This window comes from Haloferax prahovense DSM 18310 (genome assembly GCF_000336815.1).
In the GTDB taxonomy this organism is placed as follows: Archaea; Halobacteriota; Halobacteria; order Halobacteriales; family Haloferacaceae; genus Haloferax; species Haloferax prahovense.
Genome location: NZ_AOLG01000014.1, coordinates 1 through 16,259 on the forward strand (window position 1 = coordinate 1; position 16,259 = coordinate 16,259).

General features: G+C 66.7%; 17 protein-coding genes. 8 read left to right on the forward strand and 9 right to left on the reverse strand.

Features of this window, described 5'->3' with window-relative positions; translation table 11 throughout:
* Positions 1–730 (reverse strand): DNA topoisomerase VI subunit B (locus tag C457_RS07925; RefSeq protein ID WP_008093490.1); only part of this gene is annotated, 730 nt, incomplete at its 3' end.
* 251 nt (positions 731–981) lie between these two features.
* Between C457_RS07925 and gyrB the strand changes: the two genes are divergently transcribed.
* From gyrB to C457_RS07940, 3 genes are all read left to right on the forward strand, one after another.
* A complete protein-coding gene (gyrB, locus tag C457_RS07930; RefSeq protein ID WP_008093493.1) occupies positions 982–2,901 on the forward strand; it encodes a DNA topoisomerase (ATP-hydrolyzing) subunit B in 1,920 nt (639 codons plus the stop codon).
* A 1-nt stretch (position 2,902) separates the two neighbouring features.
* The gene (gene gyrA / locus C457_RS07935; RefSeq protein WP_008093496.1) at positions 2,903–5,482 is read left to right on the forward strand and encodes a DNA gyrase subunit A; all 2,580 of its coding nucleotides are present in this window, start codon (positions 2,903–2,905) and stop codon (positions 5,480–5,482) included.
* 108 nt (positions 5,483–5,590) lie between these two features.
* Positions 5,591–6,004, forward strand: coding sequence for a hypothetical protein (locus C457_RS07940; RefSeq protein ID WP_008093499.1), 414 nt, complete (start codon positions 5,591–5,593; stop codon positions 6,002–6,004).
* A gap of 3 nt (positions 6,005–6,007) precedes the next feature.
* On the opposite strand, the gene C457_RS07945 is transcribed toward C457_RS07940, so the two are convergent.
* Positions 6,008–6,478 (reverse strand): NUDIX domain-containing protein, encoded by a 471-nt coding sequence (locus tag C457_RS07945; protein ID WP_004041454.1) that lies wholly within the window; start codon positions 6,476–6,478, stop codon positions 6,008–6,010.
* Positions 6,478–7,377: an arginase gene (gene rocF / locus C457_RS07950; RefSeq protein WP_049913445.1), complete on the reverse strand. Its 900-nt coding sequence runs from the start codon at positions 7,375–7,377 to the stop codon at positions 6,478–6,480. Before rocF ends, C457_RS07945 begins: the two co-directional genes overlap by 1 nt.
* Positions 7,378–7,465: 88 nt before the next feature.
* Here rocF and C457_RS07955 point away from each other — a divergent pair, with 88 nt between their 5' ends.
* The gene (locus tag C457_RS07955) at positions 7,466–8,845 is read left to right on the forward strand and encodes a TIGR00341 family protein (protein ID WP_152419977.1); all 1,380 of its coding nucleotides are present in this window, start codon (positions 7,466–7,468) and stop codon (positions 8,843–8,845) included.
* Positions 8,846–8,888: 43 nt separating this feature from the next.
* On the opposite strand, the gene C457_RS07960 is transcribed toward C457_RS07955, so the two are convergent.
* Positions 8,889–9,809 (reverse strand): NAD-dependent epimerase/dehydratase family protein, encoded by a 921-nt coding sequence (locus tag C457_RS07960; RefSeq protein ID WP_008093510.1) that lies wholly within the window; start codon positions 9,807–9,809, stop codon positions 8,889–8,891.
* Positions 9,810–9,974: 165 nt separating this feature from the next.
* Between C457_RS07960 and C457_RS07965 the strand changes: the two genes are divergently transcribed.
* Both C457_RS07965 and C457_RS07970 read left to right on the forward strand, forming a co-directional pair.
* Entirely contained in the window at positions 9,975–10,508 is a 534-nt protein-coding gene (locus C457_RS07965; protein WP_004976849.1) for an Rrf2 family transcriptional regulator, read from the forward strand.
* A gap of 168 nt (positions 10,509–10,676) precedes the next feature.
* Positions 10,677–10,922, forward strand: coding sequence for a hypothetical protein (locus C457_RS07970; protein WP_004976847.1), 246 nt, complete (start codon positions 10,677–10,679; stop codon positions 10,920–10,922).
* Positions 10,923–11,118: 196 nt separating this feature from the next.
* Here the strand turns inward: C457_RS07970 and C457_RS07975 are convergent, their stop codons facing one another.
* The 4 genes from C457_RS07975 to cdd form a co-directional block, all read right to left on the reverse strand.
* Positions 11,119–12,312: an NAD(P)/FAD-dependent oxidoreductase gene (locus C457_RS07975; protein ID WP_008093511.1), complete on the reverse strand. Its 1,194-nt coding sequence runs from the start codon at positions 12,310–12,312 to the stop codon at positions 11,119–11,121.
* Between the two features lie 114 nt (positions 12,313–12,426).
* On the reverse strand, positions 12,427–13,245 hold the full coding sequence (locus tag C457_RS07980) for a nucleoside phosphorylase (RefSeq protein WP_008093512.1): 819 nt from the start codon (positions 13,243–13,245) through the stop codon (positions 12,427–12,429).
* Complete coding sequence (locus tag C457_RS07985; protein WP_008093513.1) at positions 13,242–14,441, reverse strand: hypothetical protein; 1,200 nt, start codon at positions 14,439–14,441, stop codon at positions 13,242–13,244. Before C457_RS07985 ends, C457_RS07980 begins: the two co-directional genes overlap by 4 nt.
* Position 14,442: 1 nt before the next feature.
* Positions 14,443–14,871 carry a cytidine deaminase gene (gene cdd / locus C457_RS07990; protein ID WP_008093514.1) on the reverse strand — a complete coding sequence of 143 codons (429 nt, stop codon included), beginning with the start codon at positions 14,869–14,871 and terminating at the stop codon, positions 14,443–14,445.
* Positions 14,872–15,017: 146 nt separating this feature from the next.
* On the opposite strand from cdd, the gene C457_RS07995 reads away from it, so the two are divergent.
* Both C457_RS07995 and C457_RS08000 read left to right on the forward strand, forming a co-directional pair.
* Entirely contained in the window at positions 15,018–15,272 is a 255-nt protein-coding gene (locus C457_RS07995) for a DUF7520 family protein (RefSeq protein ID WP_008093515.1), read from the forward strand.
* A gap of 97 nt (positions 15,273–15,369) precedes the next feature.
* Positions 15,370–15,639 (forward strand): hypothetical protein, encoded by a 270-nt coding sequence (locus C457_RS08000; RefSeq protein WP_004976836.1) that lies wholly within the window; start codon positions 15,370–15,372, stop codon positions 15,637–15,639.
* Positions 15,640–15,651: 12 nt separating this feature from the next.
* Here C457_RS08000 and C457_RS08005 read toward each other — a convergent pair whose 3' ends face one another.
* Complete coding sequence (locus C457_RS08005) at positions 15,652–16,233, reverse strand: GNAT family N-acetyltransferase (protein ID WP_008093518.1); 582 nt, start codon at positions 16,231–16,233, stop codon at positions 15,652–15,654.
* Positions 16,234–16,259: the final 26 nt, after the last annotated feature.

Consider the following 16,259-nt stretch of genomic DNA (forward strand, 5'->3'; position numbering starts at 1 on the left):
GGGGACGGATCTCCTTCGTCTGTTTCGGAAGCTGGTCGGTCGCCCGCTCGAACTTCATCGGCTCGTCGAGGCCGGGTTCCCGGAGTTCGATGCGTGCGTGGGGGTTGACGACCGCCGTGTGGAGGATGTAGTCGTGGAGCTGCTGGCGGGCGCGCATGTTGGCTTCCATCTCCAACTCGATGCGCGTGCCGTGGGGGCGGTCCCACGAAGTCGTCTTCTCGGTGCGAATCTCGGGTTCGTTCTGGTCCGTGTTGATGACGAGTTCGAAGTACTCGGCGTCCTCCGAGCCCTGCGTCCGGCTCGTCACCTTGGCGGGCTTCCCGCTCGTCAGCTGCGAGTAGAGGACCGCCGCGGAGATACCGATACCCTGCTGACCGCGGGACTGTTCGCGCGCGTGGAAGCGAGAGCCGTAGAGGAGCTTCCCGAACACTTTGGGCACCTGCTCTTTCGTGATGCCCGGCCCGTTGTCCTCGATGACGAGGCGGTAGTAGTCGCCCGCCTCGGCGATTTCCACGTAGATGTCGGGCTGGATGCCCGCCTCCTCCGTGGCGTCGAGCGCGTTGTCCACCGCCTCCTTGACGGCGGTGACCAACCCGCGGGCTCCGCTGTCGAAGCCCAACATGTGCTTGTTCTTCTCGAAGAACTCGGCGATGGAGATCTCCCGCTGGCCCTTCGCCAGCTCCTCTGCGATCCCCGGCTCGTCACCGAGTGTCGACTGGAACGAGGTCATTTCCTGATGCGCATCTACCCAGTCCCGCGTTAAGTACTCACCGGCAACGGAGTGAAAGTGAACACGGGAGGTTGACGCGCTTCGAGGCCGATTCGCGCCGGAACCGCGAGTCGTGTTACACAGAGTCACCCACGAACTTCGGTCAATCAATCGAAATCGCCGGCCCGGAAACCGCTACGCGGGACTCCAGTAAGTAGTACGCGCCCGCGCGTGCGAGGCTTTAAGGGACGGGCTATCCTAGGCCAGTTCAGATGTCACAGGATAACGAGTACGGGGCCGGACAGATTCAGGTCCTCGAAGGGCTCGAAGCCGTTCGAAAGCGTCCGGCGATGTACATCGGGTCCACCGATTCTCGCGGACTCCACCACCTCGTCTACGAAGTCGTCGACAACTCCATCGACGAGGCGCTCGCGGGCCACTGCGACGCCATCGAGGTCGCCCTCCACGAGGACGGCTCTGTCAGCGTCACCGACAACGGCCGCGGGATTCCGGTAGATACGCACGAACAGTACGACCGACCCGCGCTGGAGGTCATCATGACCGTCCTCCACGCCGGCGGGAAGTTCGACAACAAGTCCTACCAGGTCTCTGGCGGCCTCCACGGCGTCGGCGTCTCCGTCGTCAACGCGCTATCGGGCAAGCTCGAAGTCGAGGTCAAACGCGACGGCGCGGTGTGGACACACCGCTTCGAGTTCGGCGAACCGCAGGTCGACGAGTTCGAGCGCGTGCGCGACCTCGAACCCGACGAGGACACCGGGACGACCATCCGGTTTTGGCCGGACGACGGTATCTTCGAGACGACCGAGTTCGACTTCAAGACGCTCGAAAACCGCCTGCGCGAACTCGCGTTCCTCAACTCCGGCGTCGAGATTTCGCTCGGCGACGAGCGGACCGGCGAGTCGAGCACGTTCCTCTTCGAGGGCGGCATCCGCGAGTTCGTCGAGTACCTCAACGAGACCAAGACGGCCCTCCACGACGACATCATCTACTACGACGACGAGTCGGAGGGCATCGAGGTCGAAATCGCCATGCAGGCGACCGACGAACTGCAGGGTTCGATTCACGCCTTCGCCAACAACATCAACACCCGCGAGGGCGGCACGCACCTGACCGGGTTCAAGACGGCGCTCACCCGCGTCGTCAACGACTACGCGAACACCCACGACATGCTGGACGACCTCGACGGCGACAACCTCCGCGGCGAGGACGTGCGCGAGGGGCTCACCGCCGTCATCTCCATCAAACCCCCCGACCCGCAGTTCGAGGGCCAGACGAAGACCAAACTCGGTAACTCCGAGGTCCGCGGCATCGTCGAGAGCGTCACCCACCAGCAGCTCGGGACGTTCTTCGAGGAGAACCCGGACACGACGACGGCCATCATCTCGAAAGCCGTCGAGGCCGCCCGCGCCCGCAAGGCCGCGAAGCAGGCCGAGGAGCTCACCCGCCGCAAGTCCGCGCTCGAATCCACCTCGCTGCCGGGGAAGCTCGCGGACTGTCAGAGCCGCGACCCCGCCGAGTCCGAGCTGTTCATCGTGGAGGGCGACTCCGCGGGCGGCTCGGCCAAGCAGGGCCGCGACCGCAAATTCCAGGCGATTTTACCCCTCAAGGGGAAGATTCTGAACGTCGAGAAACACCGTCTCGACCGCATCCTCGAAAACGACGAGATACGGGCGCTCATCACCGCCATCGGCGGCGGCGTCGGCGACGAGTTCGACATCGAGAAGGCGCGCTACCAGCGGCTCATCCTGATGACCGACGCCGACGTCGACGGCGCGCACATCCGGACGCTGCTTCTCACGCTCCTGTACCGCCACATGCGCCCGCTCATCGAGGCCGGCTACGTGTATGCGGCCCAACCGCCGCTGTACCGCGTTCGCTACCGCGGCAACACCTACGACGCGATGGACGAGGCCGAACGGGACCGCATCATCGAAGAAGAGTGCAATGGCAACCCCACGCAGGTCCAGCGGTTCAAGGGACTCGGCGAGATGAACCCCGACCAGCTGTGGGACACGACGATGAACCCCGAGAACCGCGTCCTCAAGCGCATCACCGTGGAGGACGCCGCCGCCGCCGACCGGATGTTCAACATCCTGATGGGCGACGCCGTCGGGCCGCGAAAGCAGTTCATCAAGGACCACGCGAACGACGCCGAGTGGGTGGACATCTAACATGAGTTCTGACGCACCAGATTCCTTCGAACCGGGCGCGGGTATCGCGGCCGAAGTCAAGAACGCGCGCATCGAAGACGAGATGGAGCAGTCGTACATCGACTACGCGATGTCGGTCATCGCGGGGCGGGCGCTGCCCGACGTGCGCGACGGCCTCAAGCCGGTCCACCGGCGCATCCTCTACGCGATGCACCAGGCCGGCGTGACCTCCAACTCGTCGCACCGCAAGTCCTCGTCCATCGTGGGCGAGACGATGGGTGACTACCACCCCCACGGCGACTCCGCCATCTACGACACCCTCGCGCGCATGGCGCAGGACTTCTCCATGCGCTACCCGCTCGTCGACGGCCAGGGTAACTTCGGCTCCGTCGACGGCGACCCGCCGGCCGCGATGCGCTACACGGAGGCGCGGATGTCCCCCATCGCCGAGGAACTCCTCGACGACATCGACAAGGACACCGTCGACTTCCAGTCGAACTACGACGACCGCAAGCAGGAGCCGACGGTCCTCCCGTCGTCGTTCCCGAACCTGCTCGTCAACGGCTCGTCCGGCATCGCGGTCGGGATGTCCACGAACATCCCGCCGCACAACCTCGGCGAGGTCATCGACGCCACGGTCGAACTCATCGAGAACCCCGAGGCGACCATCCCGGACCTGATGGAACACATCAAGGGCCCGGACTTCCCGACCGGCGCGAACATCGTCGGCCGAAACGCGGTCCACAAGGCGTACAAGACCGGTCGCGGTCGCGTCCGCGTCCGCGCCGACTACGACGTGTTCGAAGAGGAAGGCCGCATCGTCATCAACGAACTCCCGTATCAGGAGAACAAGGCCCGCCTCATCGAGCGCATCGCCGACGACGTGAACGAGGGGAAAATCGAGGGCATCCGCGACATCCGCGACGAGTCCGACCGCGACGGCATTCGCGTCGTCATCGAACTCAAGCGCGGCGCGATGGCCGAGGTCGTCAAGAACCAGCTGCTCGACAACCACCTCGAATCCACGTTCGGCGTCATCAACCTCGCGCTCGTCGACGGCCAGCCGCAGGTGCTGACGCTCAAGGAGACGCTCGAACACTACCTCGACCACCGCCGCGACGTGGTCCGCCGGCGCTCCGAGTACGAACTCGCAGAGGCCGAAGACCGCGCGCACATCCTCGAAGGCCGCCTGAAGGCCCTCGACAACATCGACGACGTGGTCGAGACCATCCGGAACTCCGAGAGCCGCGACGACGCGAAAGCCGCGCTCCGCGGCGAGGTCGAAGTCGAAGTCGACGGCGAACCGCTGCCGACGTTCGACTTCTCCGAAGAACAGGCCAACCACATCGTCTCGATGCAACTCGGCTCGCTCACCTCGATGGAGGCGGCCGAAATCGAAGACGAGTACGAGGACGTACAGGCGACCATCGAGCGCCTCGAAACCATCCTCGGCGACCGGTCGGAACTCGACGCGGTCATCGAGTCCGAGCTGCTCGACATCAAAGACGAGTACGCCGACGACCGGCGGACCTCGTTCGTCGCCAACACCGGCGAGGTCACCCGCGCCGACCTCATTCCCGAGGAAGACGTGGTCGTCGTCGTCAGCGAGGACGACTACATCAAGCGGATGCCGGTCTCCCGGTTCCGCGCCCAGCACCGCGGCGGCAAGGGCATCATCGGGACTGACCTCAAGGAGGGCGACAACGTCTCGTCGGTGTTCGTCACGAACACCCACGACGACCTGCTCTGTTTCACCAACCACGGACAGGTCTACCAACTCAAGGCCTACCAGGTGCCAGAGATGTCGCGGACCGCTCGCGGGAAGTCGGCGGTCAACCTGCTCGACTTCGACGACGGCGAGGAGATTACGGCCGTCGTCAACTGCGACAACCTCGAAGATATCGAGGGCTACCTGACGATGGTGACCCAGAACGGCTACATCAAGCGGACCGGCACCGACCGGTTCCAGAACATCCTCTCGACGGGCATCATCGCCACCAAACTCAACGAGGGCGACGAACTCGTCGACGTGGAGGTCACAGACGGCGAAAGCGACCTCGTCATCGGCACCGAACAGGGCATGTCCATCCGCTTCGACGAGGACGAGGTGCGCGCGATGGGACGCTCGGCCCGCGGCGTCCGCGGCGTCAAACTGACCGGCGACGACGTCGTCGCCGGCGTGGCCGCCATCGACGAGGCCCACCACAGCTGGATTCTCACCGTCACCGAGAACGGCTACGGGAAGCGCACGGACCTCGACGCCTACCGCAAGCAGTCCAGAAACGGCAAGGGGCTCATCGACATCAAGACCAACGAGCGGAACGGTCCGGTCTGCGCCATCAACACCGTCGGCGAGGGAGACCACCTCGTCGTCATGTCCGACGAGGGACAGATTCTCCGGACGCCCGTCGAGGACATCTCGACGGTCGGCCGCAACACGATGGGTGTCATCGTGATGGACCTCGACGACGGCGACGACGTGGCCTCCGTCGACGTGATTCCGGCCGCGATGACGACCGAAGACGAGGAACTGGACGACGTGGAAGGGAACGCGGAAACCGACGCGGAAACCGACGCGGAAACTGACGCGGACGACGAATAAGTCGGCTCTCCCCGACGACGGATTTCTTTTTGCGGACCCCACCGGGGAGCCGCGGTTCCGACCGTCACTCCCCGAAGGCATTTACCCCGGCCGACGGGTCCTCCCGGTATGAGAGACGCGTCGCGTTCGAGAGTCGTCGGTGTCTCGGCGCTCGCATTCGTCGTCGTTCTCGGCGGCTTGACCGCGCTTCGGGCGTGGAACCTCGAACCGCCGACACACGTGCAGTCGCTCGTCGTCGACGCGGGCGCGGTGCTCGTCGTCGCCGGCGTCGCGTCTCACGTCGCCCGAGGCGAGCGCGTCGGTGAACGGGCCGGCGAGGGTATCGTGCTCGCCTTCGGTCCGTGTTTCGCGTTCGCGGTCAACCTGTTCGCCCCGGTATCGACGATGGAGTCGCCGCTGTGGCTCGGGTATCCGTTCGTCGCCGGCGCGGTGCTTTCACTCGGGCTCGGCGGTCTCGGGGCGGGTGTCGGGTACGTCGTTCGAGTCCTGAGAGCGACAAAAACCAGCGACAGCGCGACGTAGCTCCTATTTCTCTACGTCCGACGGCTCTCTCGTCAGGTCGTAGGTGTAGTGTCGCGGCTTGCGGTCCCGGAGCCAGTCGCGGAGCGGTTCGACCCGCGGCCGGTAGGTGAGCGTCGACCCGAGCGCGGTGAGCGGGAGGAACTTCGCCGCCTCGATTTCGTCGTCGGGGTCGCTCGGCGACGGGGTCGGGTCGTCGGCGACGGGCGTCGCGTGATAGAACCGCTGGAGATAGATGCGGTGGTCGGGCGCGCGAATCTCGCTCGTGAAGGCCAGCGACTGGATTTCGACCTCGACGCCGGTCTCCTCTGCGGCCTCGCGGGCGGCGGTCTCGAAGAAGAACTCGCCGGGTTCGGAGCCGCCTTTCGGCAGTCCCCAGCGGTCCTTCTCGTAGACCGCGAGCACCGAGTTCTCCCGCAGGACGACGACGCCGGCGGCCAGGTCGTGCGGAGCGGGGGCTTCTCTCGGCGTCGACATCAGAGGATGCGCTTGCCGAAGGCGCTTGCGGCGAGTTCGGTCGCGAGCGTCGCGGTCTCGTTGTGCTCGTCGAGGATGGGGTTGACCTCCACGAGTTCGAACGAACGCATGGCCTCCGAGCGGGCGACGAGTTCCATCGCCGCGTGGGCTTCGCGGTAGGTCACGCCGCCGCGGACGGGCGTCCCGACCCCGGGGGCCTCGCGGGGGTCGAGCCAGTCGAGGTCGAGGCTGATGTGGACGCCGTCGGTCCCGTCGGTCGCCACGTCGAGGGCGTCGTTCGTCACGTCGGTGATGCCGCGCTCGTCGATGTCCGACATCGTGTAGACTGTGACGTCGGTGTCGCGAATCGCCTCGGCCTCCGGGCCGTCGACGGAGCGCAGGCCGACGATGGCGACGTTCTCCGCTTCGAGACCGGCGGCATTCGCCCACTCGACGCCCTCGAAGTCGCCGATACCGAGCGCGGCCGCCAGCGGCATGCCGTGGACGTTTCCGGACGGCGAGGTGCTCGGCGTGTTGAAGTCGCCGTGGGCGTCGAACCAGATGACGCCGATGTCGGCGTCGCGGGCGCTCCCGACCAGCGAGCCGATGGCGATGGAGTGGTCGCCGCCGAGCGCGAGCGGGGTCGTCCCCTCGGCGAGCGCGGTCGAGACGGCGTCGGCGAGGCTCGTCGTCACCTCTTCGACCTCCTGGACGTGTTTCGCGTTCGCCGGCCCGGCGTCCGCGTCCCGTGTCGCGTGGTGCGGGACCGCGAGGTCGCCCGCGTCCGTCGGCGAGACGCCGGCGGACTCGAGTTGCCCCGCGAGTCCGGCGTATCGAATCGCGGAGGGACCCATGTCCACCCCGCGTCGATTGGCACCGTAGTCCGTCGGTGCACCGAGAATCCTGACGTTCCGTTCCATAGTGAACCAACTCGGCCGGGGTGTTTAGTGGCATCGGAAAAATACCCTTATTGATAATGCCCTCCGTCGCCTCCCGGGAGGCCGCCGTGTGGCGACGTGGACTCCGGCCTGTCGCAAGGCCGTCTCGCTTTTCCACGGCCGCGTCGTATCGAGTGCCATGCGGCACTTACAGATTCGCGTCGAGGCGGGGGAACTCGACGCGGTCGTCGATGCGCTCCGAGGCGAGGACGTCGACCCGGTCGTCCTCCCGGTCGGCGAGTCCGACGCCGACGCTCGGTCGTACCTCATCGAGTTCCCGCTGCCGACGGAGGCGGTCGACAGAATCAGAGAGACGCTCTCCGAGGCGGGGTTCGAGGAACGCTACCTCGTCATCGGTAACATCGAGTCGGCGACGACGCCGCACTACGACCGACTCGTCGAGCGGTACGTCGAGGGCGACGAGGAAGAAGAGCGCGTCTCGAACGAGGAGATTCTGACGAAGGCGCACGACCTCAACCCCCAGCCGACGGCGTACTACGGGATGACGGTGCTGAGCGCGCTCGTCGCCACGGCGGGGCTGTTGCTCGACTCGCCCGCCCTCGTCGTCGGGTCGATGGTCATCGCCCCGCAGATCGGCGCGGCGCTCATGGCCAGCGTCGGCGCGGCGCTCGGCGAGGACGCGATGTTCACCGACGGGGTTCGCTCGACGGTCGTCGGCCTCGCCGTGGCCATCGTCGCCGCCGCGGCGCTGGGGTGGTGGCTTAAGACGGCGCAGTTCGTCCCGTCGGGACTGAACGTGACCACGGTCCAGCAGATTGCGAGTCGGTCGTCGCCGGGGCTGTTGACGCTCGTCGTCGCACTCTGTGCGGGCGCGGCCGGGGGCGTCGGCTTGGCGACTGAACTCCCCGTCTCAATCGTCGGCGTCGCGGTCGCGGCCGCGACCGTCCCCGCGGCCGCGGCCGTCGGTATCGGCGTCGCGTGGGCGATTCCGGCGGTCGCCGTCGGCGCGCTCACGCTCCTCGCGGTCAACGTGGCGAGCATCGTCCTCGCGGGGACGCTCGCGCTCTGGTACCTCGGATACCGACCGAGTTACTGGGACTCACCGGGGTCGACGCGACGGCGGCTTCGCTCGTTCTTCGGGACCAGAGCGACGTGGGTGGCGCTCGCCCTCCTCGGGCTCACCGTGCTCGGACCGGGGTCGCTTCTCACCTCGCAAATCGCGTTCGAGAACCGTGCGACCGGGGCCGTGCAAACCGTTCTCGACGACTCGGAGTACGACTCGCTCGAACTGCTGTCGGTCGGCGTCGAGTTCGGAACCGCCGGACTCGACGACGGCCCGCGACGGGTGACGGTCGCGGTCCAACACCCGGTCGGTCGTCAGTACCCGCAGTTGTCGTCGCGAATCGGGGACCGAATACGCGAGGCGACGGGGAGGGACGTCGTCGTGACTGTGAACTTCGAACAGCGGAGTCGGTCGGGGCCGTCGTGACCGACTGAAAGCGGAGACGAGCGTCCGGAGACCGAACGAAGAGCTACTCGTCGAGATACGGTTCGCAGACGCGTCGGACACCCTCCTCGAAGGAGATCTGGGGCTCCCAGCCGGTCGCCTCGCGTATCTTCGTGCAGTCGGCCATCGTGTCGTGGACGTACACGTCGAGGGGGTTTTCGATGTAGACCGGGTCGACGTCGGTTCCGAGGGCCTCGTTTATCATCCCGACCATCTCGTTGAACGAGTAGCTCTCGGCAGTCCCGAGGTTGTAGATACCCTGAAGCCGGTGGTCGGCGGCGAGTTCGATGCCGCGGACGATGTCGTCGACGTGCGTGAAGTCACGCGTCTGAGTGCCGTCGCCGAACAGCTCCGGCGACTCGCCGTTGGCAATCTGGTCGGCGAACTGCGCGACCGTATTCGCGAACTCGCCTTTGTGTGCTTCCGCGCCGCCGAAGCCCTGATACACCGAGAAGAACCGGAGCCCGGCCGTCCGCATGTCGTAGTGGTGGTGGAAGTACTCCGCGTAGCGCTCGCGGGCGAGTTTCGACGCCTCGTAGCCCGTGCGCGCTTCGACCGGCATGTCCTCCGGCGAGGGCTCCGTCCGAGAGCCGTAAATCGAGGAGGTGGAGGCGTAGACGACGGTGTCGCAGCCGTCCTTCCGGGCCTGTTCGACCGTGTTCACGAAGCCTTCGACGTTGACGCGCGCGCCTTTCGTCGGGTTCTCTTCGTGCATCTTGTACGACGACAGCGCCGCCAGGTGGAACACCACGTCGACGCCCTCGGTCGGGAGGTCGTCGTCGAGGACGCTCGCGTCGTGGAATTCGACCGCGTCGTCGAGATTATCGGGCGTTCCGAGGTAGAGGTCGTCGACCGCGACGACCTCGTTTTCCGCCGCGAGATGGTTCGCGAGGTTCGAGCCGATGAAGCCGGCACCGCCGGTGACGAGGACTCGTTTCCCATGCATGTGCTACCGAACTCTCGTGAGGCGTATAGTGCTATCGACAGCATCGAGGCCGAATTAGGGTTCAAAATGAACATTCATGAGCGTGTCGTGGTTACAAAGTAGACGAACGGCAGATTCGAGGCGTCATCCATCGGATTTAAGGACGTATGTAGCGAACCACTCTCCATGTCATCAATCGAGCTCACTTCGAGTCAGAAAACTATCTTGACCGCCCTCATCAACCTCTATCGGGACTCCGAGGACGCCGTCAAGGGCGAGGATATCGCGACCGAAGTCAACCGAAACCCCGGCACCATCCGAAACCAGATGCAGAGCCTGAAGGCGCTCCAGTTGGTCGAGGGCGTCCCCGGTCCGAAGGGCGGCTACAAGCCGACCGCGAACGCCTACGAGGCGCTCGACGTGGACAAGATGGACGAGCCCGCGTTCGTCCCCCTGTTCCACAACGACGAGGAAGTCGAAGGCGTCAACGTGGACGAAATCGACCTCTCCAGCGTCCACCACCCCGAGCTGTGCCGCGCCGAGATTCACGTCCAGGGCTCGGTCCGCGAGTTCCACGAGGGTGACAAGATTCGCGTCGGCCCGACGCCACTCTCGAAGCTCGTCATCGACGGCACGCTCGACGGCAAGGACGACACGAGCAACATCCTCATCCTCCGCATCGACGACATGAAGGCACCCGTCGGCGAACCCCAGCACTAACCACGCTCCTCTCTTCGTCTTTTTCCGGACACTCTCCGCGCGCTCCGACCGACGGGTCCGGCGTTCGGACGCCGGCCAACCCGAACAGTGGGGCTCGGACCGCAATAATGTCAAGTTTTAATGTAGAATTGGGAACAGTTTTATCTGAATCGAGGAACCAGTACCCCCATGGCGTACAATCAGCAGAGCGCGTTCGGCATCCCATCAACGTGGGAGGAGCTGAACGCCGACGTGACAGCGTTTCTCTTCACCGTAACCCTGCTTATCGGGGCGGCGTCGCTCGCTTTGATGGCCGGTGGAGACCCCGAAACGATGGCAGTGGTCGCACTGACCGGAGTCGCAGTCGTTCTCCTTGGAACGGCCCTGGTTCGGCTCTCCGAGAATCTCCGAACCGCTGAGTCGTCCCCCTTCTGAGGACACCGAGGCATCGAGAGACCACCGCTGCGCGGCAGCACGTATTTTCTCACACGAATCAGAACGAGGGGTCGCTGTTGAGTTCCTTACTCCGTGAGCGCCATCGACACTCGGGGATTGCGGCGTCGGAGAAATCGAAACCGAGTCGGCGAGCGTCGGGCGTCGCGTCACCCGGCGGCCGGGCGCGGCGACCGAGTTACAGGTCGTTCCAGGCGGAGAGCGCGCGCTTCGGCGACGTCACGTCCGCAATCCAGTTCGCGGCGATACCCTTCTTCAGCGTCCGCGCGAGCGGGCCGCCGAAGACGTTGACGGGGAACTCGCCGAAGACGGGGAACTTCACGCCGTGGGCGACGGCGTCGTGACCGATGGAGATGACCGTCCCCTTGTCGGTGAACGTCCAGCGCTTGAGCGGCTTGCCGGCGATGGCGCGGGCGATGTTCTCGCCAGCCACGTCCGCGGCGTCCCAGGCGGCCTGCGCCGTCGGCGGCGCGACGCTGTCGGGACCCTGCTCGACGAGGGCGCAGTCGCCGACCGCGAAGACGCGGTCGTTACTGGTCTGGAAGTCCTCCTCGGCGAAGAAGCGGTGGGAACGCTCGTCCTGTTCGAGTTCGACGTCGGACGCCTCGGGCTGGCCGGTGATGCCGCCGGTCCAGACGAGCACGTCGTAGGCGAGCTCCTCGGGCGCTTCGTCCTCGCCGCCGCCGATGAAGACGGTCTCCTCGTCGACCTTCGAGATGAAGTCGCCGGTGAGGATGTCGATGTCGAGGTCTTCGACGCGACGCCGGAGCGCGCCCTGCAGTTCGGGGTCGTTGCCGGGGAAGATTTCGTCCATCCCCTCGACCAGTTTGATGTCGATGGGCGCGCGGTTCGTGTCGCGGTACTCGGCGACCTCGGCGGCCGTCTGGATACCCGAGAGGCCCGCGCCGCCGATGACGACCTGCGCGGGGTCGTCGCGGGAGGCGTCGGCGGCCGCCTCCTTGATGTCCTGGTGAATCTCGCGGGCGTCGTCGAGACCCTTGAGCTGGTGGGCGAACTCCTCGAGGCCCTCGATGCCGAAGAAGGCGGTCGAAGAGCCGATGGCGACCAGCAGATAGTCGTAGTCGACGGTGTCGCCGCCTTCGAGTTCGACGACCCGGTCGTCGACGTTCACGTCGGACGCACGGCCCTTGACGAAGTCGGTCGAGTCCTCCTTGACATCGTCGACGGGGATGGCGATGCTGGACTCGACGCTCGGGTCGCGGATACAGCGGTGGACCTCGTGGAGGACGAGGTGGTAGTCGTGTTCGGCGACCCACGTGAGTTGTGCGTCGTGACCGAGCTCTTCTTCGAGGGTTTTGACCGCGCCGGCCCCGGCGTACCCCGAGCCGAGAACGACGACCTGCGTGCTCATGTCGTCGTCTGTGCAGTCATCCGATAAAGGGGCTTTGAAACCGTCTCCACGACTGTGGTAATTTTGGCCTCCACGGCCCCAGAGCGTCGAAATCCGGGTTCGACGGTTGTCGGATTAATCGAGGCTGAGACCCGCGTGCCAGCGGTCGACGCCCGCGTCTCGCTTGGCCGCGTCCATCTTGGCGAGGAGGTGGACCGCGAGACTGGCGGTCTCCGCCGCGCGCGACTCGCCTTCGGTGCGGAACTCGCCCGTGACCCGGTTCGCGTAGACCGAGCAGACGGCCCCCGCGCGGAGGCCGTAGACGTTGGCGATGGTCAGGAGCGCCGCGGCCTCCATCTCGATGTTCTTCACGTTCGCCTCGCGGAGTTCCTCGACCAGCGAGTCGGAGCCGGCGGCGCGGAAGCCCTCGAAGCCGGGGCGTCCCTGCCCCGCGTAGAAGGAGTCGGCGCTCATCGTGAGGCCGACGTGGTAGTCGTAGCCGAGGCGTTCCGCGGCCGCAACGAGCGCCGAGACGACCTCGTGGTCGGCGACAGCAGGGTAGTCCTCGCGGACGTACTCCTTGGAAGTGCCCTCCTGTCGGACCGCGCCCGAGGTGATGACGAGGTCGCCCACGTCCATCTCGGGTTGAATCGCGCCGCAGGAACCGACGCGGATGAAGGTGTCCGCGCCGACGCGGGCGAGTTCCTCGACCGCGATGGCCGCCGAGGGACTACCGATACCCGTCGAGGTGACCGAAATCGGCGTTCCGTCGTAGCTCCCGGTCGCGGTCCGGTACTCGCGGTGGTAGGCCTTCTCCTCGTGGTCGTCCCACAGCGCCGTCACCTTGTCCACGCGCTCGGGGTTCCCGGGGAGCAACACCGCGTCGGCGAGGTCCTCGGGACCGACTTCGAGGTGGTACTGAACCTCGTCGTTCGGGTCCTCGCTATCGTTCATGGCTCTACTCGCGGGCCAGCGGTGGAAATTCTTGCGTTCTCCGGAGGCGTCGTCACGTTCCCTATCGGTCTCTCGACCGTCGCCTCGCCCGCGACTCCGCGCCACGCCGGGTCGTCGGAGCGGTCGCCGTCGCGGAACGGCGGCGGGAGGTCGGCGCGCTCGTCGGCCGCCAGCAGGTAGCCGAGTCCCGCGCCGACGTACCAGTCGACGAGCGACGGGTCGAGGCCGGCGTCGACGACGAGGTCGCCGCCGGTGTACCACTCCAGCGCCTCGTCGTCGTCGGCGTCGACACCGGTCCGACGCCAGCGCACGCCCGAGTCGCCGTCGCCGAACGCCGACACCGAGAGCGTCACGTCCGCCATCGTGGGGTCGGAAACGCGCTCGAACGAGAGGTTGGCGGGGGCGACGCCGTCGGCCCCGGCCTCGTAGTACGACAGCGCGTGGTCGATTTCCGCCTCGTAGGTCGCTCGGTCGTCGGGCGAGACGTTCGAGAGGTCGACGTGGACCGCGACGGTCCGCTCGCGGAAGGGCGTCTCCCGGTCGGCGGCGTCCGGTTCGGGCAGTCGCGTCGTCTCGATGCGCTCCGACAGCACGGCGAAGTCGCCGGCGTCGTCGTGGGTCAGCCCGAGGAGGTGGCCGAACTCGTGGCGCAGGACCGTCTGGGTCGTCTGGTCGTCGTAGCCGGCGGCGACGACCACCGACACCGGTTCGCTGGGCGCGGTCGGGTCGTCGCCGTCCAAGAGGGGCGCACAGCCGACCGCGTCGGTGCCGTCGTAGTCGCCGCAGGCGTCGATTCGCTCGACGATCGAGACGGTCACGTCCGGAGTCGAGGCGTTCGGCACCACGACGAACGCCGGGTCGTAGGCGGTCGCCGACGCGTTCGCTCGCCAGTAGTCGACCGCCGATTCGACGAACGAGGCGTAGTCGCGGCCGTCCGCGGGCGCGTCGATGCCGACGACGATGGGCGCGCGACGCCACGGGTTGTCCGCGGGTCGCGTCTCCGGCACCGCCGACGAGCCGGTTCCGCCGCGGGCGGCCGAGACGACTCCGTCGTCGCCGTCGGTCGCGTCGGCCGACGGGGCTCCGAGGGCCGCGTCTACGACCGGCGGGGCGGGTGACAGAGACGTGCACCCAGAGAGTACCACGAGAAAGGCGAGCGCGAGGGCGGCGGTTCCGCGGCCGACGGCGAGGGACACGTTACTCGTCGGGCTCGGCGTCGCGCTTCGCCGCGGCGGCCTCCAGCGTGTCCAGCGAGATGGTGTTCGGGAGGAGTTCGCCGAGCGTGTACTCGGCGACGTCGTCGCCGCCGAGGTCGCAGACGACCGGGAGGTCCTCGTCGCAGAACTCCGCGAGCGTCTGGCGGCACATCCCGCAGGGCGTCACGCCGTCGCGCGCACCCGAGGTGACGACGAGGCGGTCGAACTCCGTGTGGCCGTTCTTTACCGCCTCCGCGACGGCGACCTCCTCGGCGTGGAGGCTGTTCGAGTAGTTCGCGTTCTCGATGTTGCAGCCGACGTAAACCTCGCCGTCGGCGGTCCTGAGCGCCGCTCCGACGGTGTACTCCGAGTAGGGAACGTAGGCGTTGTCGAGCGCTTCGCGGGCGCGTTCGACGAGTGCTTCGGGCATTGGGCGCTCATTCGCGTGGGGTGGCTTAGTTCGTTCGGCTCCCCGAGACTGTCGTGTCGGCCGACGGACACGGGCGAGATTACGGGGCCGCTCGCCCGTCGCGTCGTCCCGCAAGCGACTATACGGCTCGGCCCTAACGCGGCGTCGTGAACGACACATCCGGCGGACGACGAATCCTGCTCCTCGTCGGCGCGAGCGTCGTGGCCATCTCGGGCATCCTCGGCGTCTTTATCGGCGAGAACGGCGGCCAAGTCGCCGCCGAGATATCGCTGTTCGGCTTCCTCTCGCTTCCGACCACCCCGCTCGCGTTCAGCCTCTACGGGATGGTGTTCTCGGCCGTCATCCTCGGGGCGCTGTTCGCGCTCGTCGAGTACGTCTCGCGCGTCGAGAACGCCCGATAAGACGGCGGCTCTCGGATCGGGCGGCGAAGGCGTATCGGCCGGGGAACTCCGACCGAAAGGCGGACCGTTTTTGCTCGTCCGGCCCCGACGAACCCGCATGGACGCGCCCTCGTCGACCTCGACCTCGGACGCCTCGGCCGGCGACGCCTCGCCCGGCCCGCTCCCGGAGGACACGGGCGGCAAGAACCGAAAGCGCGCCGCGCTGGCGACCGCGCCGTTCCTCGCGCTCGGGCTGGCCGACGTGGTGCTCATCCTCCTGCAGGGGCTCGAACCGCTCTGGGGGTTCGCCATCCTCCCGCCGATTCTGTTCTGTAGCGTGCTGACCTGGATCGTCTTCAGCACCGACTTCCTCGACGACCGGACCTGACTCGGTCCCGGCTCAGCGCCGCAGGTTCGTGGAGTACTTGGTCGGCGTCTCCTCGTCGTAGCCGAAGTCCTCGGCGGTCAGCTCCGGTTCGGCGTCCCCGGCGCTCGCGGGCGCGGCGACTTTGAACCGCTCGCGGAAGCGCTCGGGCATCGAGAACGCCTCGCGGTCGAGTCGGAGCGCGATGGCGTCGCCGTCGACTTCTCTAACCCGGTCGAGTCGCCGACGCGGTCCCGCCGGCAGGTCCTCGGCGTCGACCGCCTCGAAGCCGAACTGCGCGCAGTAGCCGTGGTCCGAGGTGAAGCCGTAAACTGTCTCGAACTCCTCGGCCGCGGCGCGGTCGACCAGTCGCTCGACGACGTGTGCGCCGACGCCCTGTCCGCGCCACCGCTCCGAGACGCCGACGCAGGTGACCTCGCAGAACGGCTCGTCGGTCTTGTGGACCCGGATTCGTCCGAACCCCGCCTTCTCGCCGGACTCCTCGTCGAGCGCGATGACGTAGTCGCGGGAGCGGAAGGAGCCGTCGTCGAGTCCGAGTTCCTCCAGCGAGTCGAGCAGCCAGACCTCGTCTCGGTTCTTCGCGTCTCGGACGTACATGCGTACTCGTAGCACACCGGCCGACA